Origin of the sequence: Pseudomonas entomophila (assembly GCF_013523165.1) — a bacterium.
Taxonomy (GTDB): Bacteria; Pseudomonadota; Gammaproteobacteria; order Pseudomonadales; family Pseudomonadaceae; genus Aquipseudomonas; species Aquipseudomonas entomophila_A.
In genome coordinates this window covers 199,924-211,279 of the sequence record NZ_JAAMQI010000007.1, presented here as the reverse complement: position 1 = coordinate 211,279, position 11,356 = coordinate 199,924, and the positions used below count along the sequence as shown (strand labels likewise).

Genomic DNA, 11,356 nt, shown 5'->3' with positions numbered 1-11,356 from the left:
GGGCGCTCGGGGCGACGGCCTCTTCGCGCTTGAGGCGGTTGATCGCCTTGACGCCCATGAAGATGGCGAAAGCGATGATGATGAAGTCGATCACCGTCTGGATGAACTTGCCATACGCCAGGACCACGGCGGGGACGTCGCCCTGAGCGGCCTTGAGCGTGATGGCCAGGTCGCTGAAGTCGACCCCGCCGATCAGCAGGCCCAGCGGTGGCATGATCACATCACCGACGAAGGATGAAACGATCTTGCCGAAGGCGGCGCCGATGATGATACCGACGGCCATGTCCACGACGTTGCCTTTGACCGCGAAGGCCTTGAATTCCTTGAGCATGCCCATGGTGTGTTCCTTGTGACGATTGAAGAAGGCGAAGCGGTTCAGACGGACTGCATGCGCGTCATGCGCCGCTGAGCTGTTAATGACTGCACACAGGCCGAATAGTTTTGTCGCCTTCTGGCGCATTCACGGCACATCGGCTCGGTTATCATGGCGGTTTTCCCTGGGAGATCGACCATGGCCAAAGCCAAGCGTTTGTACGGCTGCACGGAATGCGGCGCGACCTTTCCCAAGTGGGCTGGCCAATGCGGCGAATGCGGGGCCTGGAACACACTGGTGGAAACCATGCTCGAAAGCGGGGCGGCAGCGGCTCCCAGCGGGCGTGCCAGCTGGACCGGCCAGCAGGCCCAGATCAAGACCCTCGCAGAAGTCAGCGTAGAAGAAATCCCGCGCTTCACCACCAGCAGCACCGAGCTGGACCGTGTGCTGGGGGGCGGCCTGGTCGATGGTTCGGTGGTGCTCATCGGCGGTGACCCGGGCATCGGCAAGTCCACCATCCTGCTGCAGACCCTGTGCAACATCGCCACGCACATGCCTGCGCTCTACGTCACCGGTGAGGAATCCCAGCAGCAGGTAGCGATGCGCTCGCGGCGCCTGGGCCTGCCCCAGGACCAGCTCAAGGTGATGACCGAAACCTGCATCGAGACCATCATCGCCACGGCCCGGCAGGAAAAACCGCGGGTCATGGTCATCGACTCGATCCAGACGATCTTCACCGAGCAGCTGCAGTCGGCGCCAGGCGGCGTGGCCCAGGTGCGTGAAAGCACAGCCCTGCTGGTGCGCTACGCCAAGCAGAGCGGTACGGCGATCTTCCTGGTCGGCCACGTCACCAAGGAAGGTTCGCTGGCCGGCCCGCGGGTGCTCGAACACATGGTCGACACGGTGCTGTACTTCGAGGGCGAGTCCGATGGACGCCTGCGCTTGCTGCGCGCGGTGAAGAACCGCTTCGGCGCGGTCAACGAGCTGGGCGTCTTCGGCATGACCGACCGCGGGCTCAAGGAGGTCTCCAACCCCTCGGCCATCTTCCTCAACCGGACCCAGGAGGAGGTGCCGGGCAGCGTGGTGATGGCGACCTGGGAAGGCACCCGGCCGATGCTGGTCGAGGTGCAGGCGCTGGTGGACGACAGTCACCTGGCCAACCCCCGGCGCGTGACCCTGGGCCTGGACCCGAACCGCCTGGCCATGCTGCTGGCGGTGCTGCACCGTCACGGCGGCATCCCGACCCACGACCAGGACGTCTTTCTCAACGTGGTCGGGGGCGTCAAGGTGCTCGAGACCGCCTCGGACCTGGCCCTGCTCGCGGCGGTGATGTCCAGCCTGCGCAACCGGCCGCTGGCGCACGGGTTGCTGGTGTTCGGCGAGATCGGCCTGTCGGGCGAGGTCCGGCCTGTCCCCAGTGGCCAGGAACGGCTCAGGGAGGCAGCCAAGCACGGCTTCAAGCGCGCCATCGTGCCCAAGGCCAACGCGCCGAAGGACGCGCCTGCCGGGCTGCAGGTCATCGCCGTGACGCGGCTGGAACAAGCGTTGGATGCGTTGTTCGAGGAGTGAGCTGCACGCTGCAAGCGGACAGGCAGGGCTGAGTGTCAGCAAAGGCGATCCAGGCACCAGGCGCTGAACGAGCGCCCGGCAGATCGCTTTTTGCGCGCAGCCCGCAGCCTGCCCCAACCCTCAGCGCCGCCGATGCCCTTCGATCAGCGCCTCCCACTCCCGCATCATCTCCTCGCGGTCCGCCAGGTTCAGCTCCACCAGCCGATGCAGGTGCGTCATCGAGTCCACATCGATGGTCTGGCAGGCGAACCCCAAGTGGTTCGATTCCTCGTGGCGTAGCTCGACCTGCATCGCCACCCGTTCCTTGCCGCTCAGTTCGATCACCGCCTCGAACCCGCCCGTCGGGTCCGCGTCCCAGTGCGCGGGGCGCTCGACCAGCAGTCCGTTGAGCGACAGGTCCAGCAGGTGCGCCTCCCAGGTTCGTTCGCCCTGGCGCAGGTGGGTGGTGGCATCGAAGGCGATGCGTTGGAAGCGGCGGCGTTCGTCGTGGGATGACATGCAGCGGACCCTCCAGAGGGTTTCCAGCAGGAATGAACGGATCGGCCCCAGGGGCGCTCGATAGAGCGGCGCACGGCTTTGACCAAAGCAGGTGTGGCAATGCGCCAAGTCTCGCCCTAGACTCGCTGGGCGGTCTTTTCCAATCCATCAGTGGAAGTAAACCATGAACAACAATAATAGCCTGCTACGCCATCTGCCATGGCTACTGCTGGCGGTCCTCGGGGCCGGTGCGCTGGGCGTGGTCGCCCTGCGCCGTGGCGAAGCGATCAATGCCTTGTGGATCGTCGTCGCGGCAGTGGCCATCTACCTGGTCGCCTACCGTTACTACAGCCTGTTCATCGCCACCAAGGTCATGCAGCTCGACCCGCGTCGCGCGACCCCGGCGGTCCTCAACAACGACGGTCTGGACTACGTGCCGACCAACAAGCACATCCTGTTCGGTCACCACTTTGCCGCCATTGCCGGCGCAGGGCCGCTGGTCGGGCCGGTGCTGGCTGCGCAGATGGGGTATCTGCCGGGCACCTTGTGGCTGATCGCCGGTGTGGTGCTGGCCGGTGCGGTCCAGGACTTCATGGTGCTGTTCATGTCCACGCGTCGCAACGGTCGCTCGCTGGGCGACATGGTGCGCGAAGAGATGGGGCGTATTCCGGGCACCATCGCGCTGTTCGGCTGCTTCCTGATCATGATCATCATCCTGGCGGTGCTGGCGCTGATCGTGGTCAAGGCACTGGCCGAAAGCCCCTGGGGCATGTTCACGGTGATGGCGACCATCCCGATCGCCATGTTCATGGGCATCTACATGCGCTATATCCGGCCTGGCCGGATCGGTGAGATCTCGCTGATCGGCGTGGTCCTGCTGCTGCTCTCGATCTGGCTGGGCGGCGTCGTCGCCGCCGACCCGACCTGGGGCCCGGCCTTCACCTTCACCGGCGTGCAGATCACCTGGATGCTGGTCGGCTACGGCTTCGTCGCTGCCGTGCTGCCGGTCTGGCTGGTACTGGCGCCCCGCGATTACCTGTCGACCTTCCTCAAGATCGGCACCATCGTGGCCCTGGCCATCGGTATCCTGATCATCGCGCCAGAACTGAAGATGCCAGCCCTGACGCAGTTCACCGACGGCACCGGCCCGGTGTGGAAGGGCACCCTGTTCCCGTTCCTGTTCATCACCATCGCCTGCGGTGCGGTCTCCGGCTTCCACGCGCTGATCTCCTCGGGCACCACGCCCAAGCTGCTGGACAACGAAACCAACGCCCGCTACATCGGCTATGGCGGCATGCTGATGGAGTCGTTCGTGGCCATCATGGCCATGGTCGCCGCCTCGGTCATCGAGCCGGGTGTGTACTTCGCCATGAACAGCCCGGCTGCCGTGGTCGGCGCCGACGTCGTGTCGGTGGCGCAGACGGTCAGCAGCTGGGGGTTCCTGATCACGCCTGAGCAACTGGAAGCCACGGCCCGCGACATCGGCGAGCACACCGTGCTGGCCCGTGCTGGCGGCGCGCCGACCCTGGCCGTGGGGATCGCCCAGATCCTGCACCAGGTACTGCCCGGCGAGAACACCATGGCGTTCTGGTACCACTTCGCGATCCTGTTCGAGGCGCTGTTCATCCTCACCGCGGTCGATGCCGGTACCCGCGCCGGTCGCTTCATGCTGCAGGACCTGCTGGGCAGCTTCGTCCCGGCGCTCAAGCGCACCGATTCGTGGCCGGCGAACCTGACCGCCACCGCCGGGTGCGTGGCGATGTGGGGTTACCTGCTGTACCAGGGCGTGATCGACCCGCTGGGCGGCATCAACACCTTGTGGCCGCTGTTCGGCATCTCCAACCAGATGCTCGCCGGCATCGCCCTGATGCTCGGCACGGTCGTGCTGATCAAGATGAAGCGCCAGCGCTACGTCTGGGTCACCTTGCTGCCTGCCATCTGGCTGCTGATCTGCACCACCACCGCCGGCCTGATCAAGCTGTTCGACCCGAACCCGGCCGTGGGCTTCCTGGCCCTGGCCAACAAGTACAGCGTGGCCCTGGAAGCCGGTCAGGTCCTGGCCCCGGCCAAGGACATCGGCCAGATGCAGCACGTGATCTTCAACGCCTACACCAACGCCGGTCTGACCGTGCTGTTCCTGGTCGTGGTCTTCAGTATCCTGTTCTTCGCCCTCAAGGTCGGTTACGCCGCCTGGGGCCGCAAGGAGCGCAGCGACAAGGAAACCCCGTTCCAGGCCTTGCCTGATGCATAACGCTAGAGGTGTTCACTGATGTTCAACGATCTCGGTCGACTGGGTAAGTACCTGGGGCAGGCAGCCCGCCTGATGGTCGGCATGCCCGACTACGACACCTACGTCGAACACATGCAGACCAAGCACCCGGACAAGCCGGTGATGAGCTACGAGGTGTTCTTCCGCGAACGCCAGGAAGCCCGCTACGGCGGCGGCAACGGCTCGACCCGCTGCTGCTGAGTCCTGTGTCACACCACGCGCCACGCCTCGTCGTGGCGCGTTTCATTTCAGGAGTCGCAATGTCCATGGCACACCCCATCCCCATCCCGGTCACCGTGCTGACCGGTTTCCTCGGCGCTGGCAAGACCACCTTGCTCAAGCACATGCTCAAGGCCGAGCACGGCCTGAAACTGGCGGTGATCGAGAACGAGTTCAGCGAAGCGGGCATCGACAGCCAACTGCTCGGCGACGAACCCGTGCAAGTGATGACCCTGGCCAACGGCTGCGTCTGCTGCAGCATCCACGGTGACCTGACGCGCGCACTCTACCTGCTGCTCGAGCGCCTGGACGCGGGCGAGATCGCCTTCGACCGCCTGGTCATCGAATGCACCGGGCTGGCCGATCCGGCCCCCGTGGCGCAAACGTTCTTCATCGACGAAGACCTGCGCGAGCGCTACCTGCTCGACGGCATCATCACCCTGGTAGACGCGGCGCATGCCGACACGCACCTGGCCCAGACCATCGCCCAGGCCCAGGTCGGTTTTGCCGACCGTCTGCTGCTGAGCAAGACCGACCTGGTCATGCCCGAGGCCGTGGAGGCGTTGCGCGAACGGCTTGGCCGCATCAACGGCCGTGCGCCGATCCGCGTGGTCGAGCAGGGGCGCATCGACCTGGCCGAGTTGCTCGATGTGCGCGGCTTCAACCTCAACACGGACGTGGGCGGCAGTCTCAAGCCGATGTTGCGGCCCCTGCTCAAGCCGGCGACCCCAGACCGCATCGCGACCCTGGTGCTGCGCACCGATGCCCCGCTGGACATCGATCGGCTCAGCGACTTCATGAACGAGCTGTTGGAAAACCACGGCAAGCAGTTGCTGCGGTACAAGGGCGTCCTGAACATTGCCGGCGATGAGCGTCGACTGGTCTTCCAAGGCGTGCTGAAACTGTATGGCTTCGACTGGGATGCCGAGTGGAAGGACGGCGAACACCGTGAGAGCGTCCTGGTGTTCATCGCTGACGACCTGCCGGAAGCGGCGATTCGGGCTGGGTTCGAGGCCTTGAGCGAGGCGAGGTAGAGCAGACGCTCAGCGTCGGTCCGCGGCGGCCCATGCGCACGCGACCTCGCGACGCCTGAGGCAGGCAGGGCGCCCGCAGCATGAGCCCAGATGACATGAAAAAGGGGCCGCATGGCGGCCCCTCTTCAGTGTACGAAGCGTGTCATCGGCACGCTGTCACTCAGTGACCGTACACCGGCAGTCGCTTGCAGATCGCCTTGACCTTCTCACGAACGCTGTCGATGACTGCTTCGTTGTTCAGGTCGGCCAGGATGTCGCAGATCCAGCCGGCCAGTTCGCGGCATTCGGCTTCCTTGAAACCGCGGGTGGTGACGGCTGGGGTGCCGAAGCGCAGGCCGGACGTGACGAACGGCGAGCGTGGGTCGTTCGGCACCGAGTTCTTGTTCACGGTGATGAACGCCTTGCCCAGGGCGGCGTCGGCGTCCTTGCCCGAGATATCCTGCTTGATCAGCGACAGCAGGAACAGGTGGTTCTGGGTGCCGCCGGACACGATGTCGAAACCGCGCTCGATGAACACCTCGGCCATGACCTGGGCATTCTTCACCACTTGCTGCTGGTAAGCCTTGAACTCAGGCTGCAGGGCTTCCTTGAAGCAGATTGCCTTGGCAGCGATGACGTGCTCGAGCGGGCCACCCTGGGCGCCTGGGAAGACGGCGGAGTTGAGCTTCTTCTCGATGTCGGCGTTGGCGCGCGCCAGGATCAGGCCACCACGTGGACCGCGCAGGGTCTTGTGGGTGGTGGTGGTAACCACGTCGGCGAACGGCACCGGGTTGGGGTAGACGCCAGCCGCGACCAGGCCTGCGACGTGGGCCATGTCGACGAACAGGTAGGCACCGACCTTGTCGGCGATGGCGCGGAAGCGCGCGAAGTCCAGCACCTGGGAGTAGGCGGAGAAACCGGCGACGATCATCTTCGGCTTGTGCTCGTCGGCCAGGCGCTCGACTTCGTCGTAGTCGATCAGGCCGTTGCCGTCGATGCCGTACTGGACGGCGTTGTACAGCTTGCCCGAAGCGCTGACGCTGGCGCCGTGGGTCAGGTGACCACCGTGAGCCAGGCTCATGCCCAGGATGGTGTCGCCTGCCGACAGCAGGGCCAGGTAGACCGCAGCGTTGGCCTGGGAACCGGCATGGGGCTGGACGTTGGCGTAGTCGGCGCCGAACAGCTCCTTGGCGCGGTCGATGGCCAGTTGCTCGACCACGTCGACGTATTCGCAGCCGCCATAGTAACGCTTGCCTGGATAGCCTTCGGCGTACTTGTTGGTCAGGACCGAACCCTGTGCTTCCATGACGGCCGGGCTAGTGTAGTTTTCCGAAGCGATCAGCTCGATGTGCTCTTCCTGGCGCAGAGCTTCCTGCTCCATGGCTTTGGAGAGCTCGGCGTCGTACTTGGCAATGGTCAAATCACGGCTGAACATGGCGGTCCTCAAGGATCGGGCTGGATTGGGCGGGCATTCTACCCCATTGCTTCCCGGGTGGCATATGAATGGGATTCATGTTTCGGGTGAGCGGTGGGGCAGGGATGAAATCCAGGCTACAAGCGGACGGTCGTGCGGTGCGTCGGGTGTCGACAGGACGTTGAGACGCCGCTGCCGCTCTGGCTTTACCCCAGCATGAACAACGTCTCATTGCTGAACTGCGACTCGAACTGCGCCGCCGGCATGGGGCGACCGAACAGGTAACCCTGCACTTCATCGCAGTCATGCTCGCGCAGGAATTCGAGCTGCTCGTGCGTCTCCACGCCTTCGGCGATCACCGCCAGGTTCAGGCTGTGGGCCATGGCGATGATGGCGCGGGCGATCTGGGCGTCCTGTTCGCCTTCGGGAAGGCCGTCGACGAAGGTGCGGTCGATCTTCAGCACGTCGATCGGGAACTGCTTGAGGTAGTTGAGCGAGGAATAGCCCGTGCCGAAGTCGTCCACCGCGATGCTCAGCCCAAGCTGCTTGAGGCTGTCGAGGATCAGCATGGCTTCGTTGACTTCGCGCATCAGGATGCTTTCGGTCAACTCCAGCTCCAGGCAGCCTGGCGGCACCCCGGTCTCTTCGAGGATGTGGGCGATCCGCGTACCCAGCTGGCCGTCGGAGAACTGCCGCGCGGAAATGTTCACCGACACCTTCGGCACGCGCACGTTGGCCTGGCGCCAGGCCTTGAGCTGACGGGTCGCTTCACGCAGTACCCAGTCGCCGACGTCCACCACCAGCCCCAGCTCTTCGATGACCGGAATGAACTCGCCCGGCGGCACCAGCCCGCGCCGTGGATGACGCCAGCGCAGCAGGGCCTCGGCGCCGGTCAGGCGCTTGCCGTCGCCGCTGAACTGCGGCTGGTAGAACAGCACGAACTCGTCCTGCTCCAGCGCATGGCGCAGGTCGCTCTCCAGCTCCAGCCGCTCGAGCGCACTGGCGTTCATGTCGGCCTGGTAGAACTGGAAGTTGTTCTTGCCGCGCTCTTTGGCGTGGTACATGGCCGTGTCGGCATTCTTCATCAGCTGGCTCAGCTCGCTGCCATCCTGCGGGCTGAGGGCGATCCCGATGCTGGCAGTGACGAAGAATTCACGGTTCTCCAGCACGAACGGCCGCACCAGGCTGCCCAGAATGTGCTCGGCCACGTGAATCGCGCGGGTCAGGGCCATCTGCCGCGTCGCCCGCGGTTGCAGCAGCAGGGTGAACTCGTCGCCCCCCATCCGCGCGACGGTGTCGTCATCGTCCACGCAGCCCAGCAAGCGCTCGGCCATGTCCTTGAGCATGCGGTCGCCGGCGGCATGGCCAAGCGAGTCGTTGATCGGCTTGAAGCGGTCCAGGTCGAGGAACATCAGCACCACCCAGGACTTGTGCCGTTCGGCCTGCTGCAGGGCGGTGTACAAGCGGTCCTGGAACAAGGTGCGGTTGGGCAGGTGGGTCAGGGCGTCGTAGTAGGCCAGTCGATGGATACGCTGCTCGCTGGCCTTGCGCTCGCTGATGTCGGTGAAGAAGCAGACGTAGCTGGCCAGGTCGCCTTCCTCATCGAGCACCGCGGTGATGCCGACCCAGGCCGGGTAGTGTTCGCCGCTGCGGCGCTTGAGCCACACCTCGCCCTCCCAGCTGCCGCGCTGGTGCAGCTGCTTGAGTACATAGCTCAGGTGGGCCTGCTGCTGATCGTCCACGGTCAGCATGCTCGGGCGCTGGTCCAGCACGTCGTCCACCGTGTAGCCACTGACCCGGCTGAACGCTTCGTTGGCCTGGACGATGTAGCCGGCCGGATCGGTGATCAGGATCGCCGAGGTCGAGTGCTCGAAGACCGTGGCGGCCATGCGCAGGTCTTTTTCGGCGCGCCGCTGTTGGCTGATGTCGCGGCCGACCCCGAGAATGCCTTCGAAGCGCTCCTGATCGTCCCAGACCAGCACCAGGCGCAATTCGATCGGGATCTTGCGACCATCGGCGCGCAGGCAGTCGAACAGGTACAGCGGCGTCGGCAACTGCGCGCGCAGGCGGCTCAGCTGCGCCGGATCGTCCAGCGCGGCGTGCACCTGGGCCATGAACGTGAAGATCCCGGTCAGCTGCGCCGGGTTGGCGACGGTCGACTGCCAGCCATGCTCGAAGATCCATTCGGGCGAATACCCCAGCACCGTCGTGGCCGACGGGCTGACGTAATTGAGCTGCAGGGCGCAGTCGGTGGAGAAGATCACGTCGCTGATGCTTTCGGCGAGCATCCGGTAGCGACGCTCGCTATGACGCAAGGACTCGCTGGCCTCCAGCTGCACCGTGACATCCTTGCCCACACCGATGATCCGTGTGGCCAGGCCAGCGCCGTCACGGGTGAGCACATGTTCGCGGATGTCGTAGCAGCGCCACTTGCCGTCCCGGTGGCGGAAGCGCAATTGGCAATGCAGGGCTTCATCGTGACCGCTGTCGTGCTGGCGCTGGCGCAGCAACCTGAAGTCGACGGCATCGTCCGGGTGCAGGAGCAGTTCCCAGAAGCGATCACCCATCTGCGTCAGTTCGGCGCGGTCATACCCCAGCGTGTGGCCCAGGTGGCGGTTGCTGAAGATCATCGCCTGACTGTGTACGTCCTGAACGTACAGCTGGTCCGGTACCGTACGCACCACGTTGGACCAGAACCGCTCGCGCTCGAGCAGGGACAGCTCCACCTGCTTTCGGCTGGTGATGTCGCTGATGCTGAGAATCACCGCTGCGTAGTCGTTTCGGGCCTGCGGCAGACGGACCGTGAGCCACAGGTGCAGTTCGCCGTCGCGCGGTGTCGCCAGGCGCACTTCGAGTTCCAGCTCGGTGCGTTGGTCGATCAGCGCTTCGAGCAGTTGCGCACCGATACTGTCGCGCCCCGTATTACTGCCATCGATCAGGCGTCTCCAGGCGCCTTCAGGGCTGCCGACGTTGAGCAGCTGGCGTGCCACGTCGTTGATCTCGGTGACCCTCAGTTCGCGCAGCAAGGCGTGACGCAGCTCAGGGTCCAGCGCCAGGCTCTGCTTGAGCGCGCGTGGGTTGCGCACGTGATGGCGCTCGAGCAGGCTCGGCAGGCTGGACAGGTCGAGCACGCACAGCGCGACCCCGGTGCCCTCGAAAATCGCCTGGTAGCGGCGCCGGTCTTCGTGCAGTGCCAGCTGGCGACGACGCATCTTGATCAGCGCCAGCATGGGCAGCAGTGCACAGCACAGCACCAGCAGGCACTTGCCGATCAGGGCCGGCAACAGCTGTTGGCGAACGGCCGCCGCATCGTACAGGCCGCGCAACTGCCAGGCGCTGTTGTCGATGAAGGCCAGCATCACGCTGTGCAATGGCGCGTCGGTGCGCCCGTCGACCGCACGGCCGCCCAGCACCTGGCCCGTACGACCGTTCTCGAGTTGCCAGGCTGGCTGGCTGGGGTTTTCCAGGGGGCGGGTCAGTTCCTGGTAGTACGCCTTCTCGAAGCGCAGCAGCCAGTAGCCATGACCATGGCCGGTCGGCTGACGCAGCAGCAGGTAGATCAGGCCGTTATCCTTGGAATTGCCATAGAAATACTGCCGCCCCTGGATCAGCGAAACGTAGTCGCGCACCTGCTGCTGGTCATCGCTCAGGCCCAGGCTGTCGGCCTGGATGCGCCCTCGGCTGTCCAGCCAGGCCATGTGCCGCAGCAACGGCAGACGCCCCTGCAGGCCGCTCAGCAGGACCGGCAGAGTCGACGGCGCGGGCGCCTGGCTGTAGGGCTGGATCAGGTTGATCGCCTGCTGGGCCTTGAGCGCCAGGTTCAGGCTCATGTGATCGGCCAGTTCCGATGTCTCGCCCATGACTTGCTCGCGCAGCGTCCGCTGAGTCTGCTGGAACTGACTGAACAGTTGCCACAGCAGCAGCCCGAGCAGGATCAGTGCCAGTGCGGCCAAGGCGCTTTTCAGTGAACCACGCAACGGCCTGACGGCCACAGGGTCAGCCGATCGCGGCGGAAGCGGTTGCTTGAGGTTGGTCACGCGTCGATCCTGCGATTGGCGAACGGGGCAGGGAAAGATCGGGCA

The 11,356-nt window shown here is 65.0% G+C and carries 8 protein-coding genes; 4 read left to right on the top strand and 4 right to left on the bottom strand.

Annotation, left to right across the window (positions count from 1 at the left end):
* On the bottom strand, nucleotides 1–337 hold a 337-nt coding region (mscL, locus tag G7Z99_RS08170; RefSeq protein ID WP_181093053.1), incomplete at its 3' end, for a large-conductance mechanosensitive channel protein MscL.
* A 174-nt stretch (nucleotides 338–511) separates the two neighbouring features.
* On the opposite strand from mscL, the gene radA reads away from it, so the two are divergent.
* The gene (gene radA, locus G7Z99_RS08165) at nucleotides 512–1,882 is read left to right on the top strand and encodes a DNA repair protein RadA (RefSeq protein WP_181093052.1); all 1,371 of its coding nucleotides are present in this window, start codon (nucleotides 512–514) and stop codon (nucleotides 1,880–1,882) included.
* A gap of 120 nt (nucleotides 1,883–2,002) precedes the next feature.
* Here radA and G7Z99_RS08160 read toward each other — a convergent pair whose 3' ends face one another.
* On the bottom strand, nucleotides 2,003–2,380 hold the full coding sequence (locus G7Z99_RS08160) for a PilZ domain-containing protein (RefSeq protein ID WP_181093050.1): 378 nt from the start codon (nucleotides 2,378–2,380) through the stop codon (nucleotides 2,003–2,005).
* Nucleotides 2,381–2,543: 163 nt separating this feature from the next.
* Between G7Z99_RS08160 and G7Z99_RS08155 the strand changes: the two genes are divergently transcribed.
* The 3 genes from G7Z99_RS08155 (at nucleotide 2,544) to yjiA (ending at nucleotide 5,881) form a co-directional block, all read left to right on the top strand.
* Complete coding sequence (locus tag G7Z99_RS08155) at nucleotides 2,544–4,610, top strand: carbon starvation CstA family protein (RefSeq protein ID WP_181093048.1); 2,067 nt, start codon at nucleotides 2,544–2,546, stop codon at nucleotides 4,608–4,610.
* Nucleotides 4,611–4,628: 18 nt separating this feature from the next.
* Complete coding sequence (locus G7Z99_RS08150; RefSeq protein WP_060392535.1) at nucleotides 4,629–4,829, top strand: YbdD/YjiX family protein; 201 nt, start codon at nucleotides 4,629–4,631, stop codon at nucleotides 4,827–4,829.
* Nucleotides 4,830–4,894: 65 nt separating this feature from the next.
* Complete coding sequence (gene yjiA, locus G7Z99_RS08145; protein WP_181093047.1) at nucleotides 4,895–5,881, top strand: GTPase; 987 nt, start codon at nucleotides 4,895–4,897, stop codon at nucleotides 5,879–5,881.
* A 160-nt stretch (nucleotides 5,882–6,041) separates the two neighbouring features.
* Here yjiA and glyA read toward each other — a convergent pair whose 3' ends face one another.
* The gene (gene glyA, locus G7Z99_RS08140) at nucleotides 6,042–7,295 is read right to left on the bottom strand and encodes a serine hydroxymethyltransferase (RefSeq protein ID WP_181093046.1); all 1,254 of its coding nucleotides are present in this window, start codon (nucleotides 7,293–7,295) and stop codon (nucleotides 6,042–6,044) included.
* A gap of 185 nt (nucleotides 7,296–7,480) precedes the next feature.
* Nucleotides 7,481–11,311 (bottom strand): bifunctional diguanylate cyclase/phosphodiesterase, encoded by a 3,831-nt coding sequence (locus G7Z99_RS08135; protein ID WP_181093045.1) that lies wholly within the window; start codon nucleotides 11,309–11,311, stop codon nucleotides 7,481–7,483.
* Nucleotides 11,312–11,356: the final 45 nt, after the last annotated feature.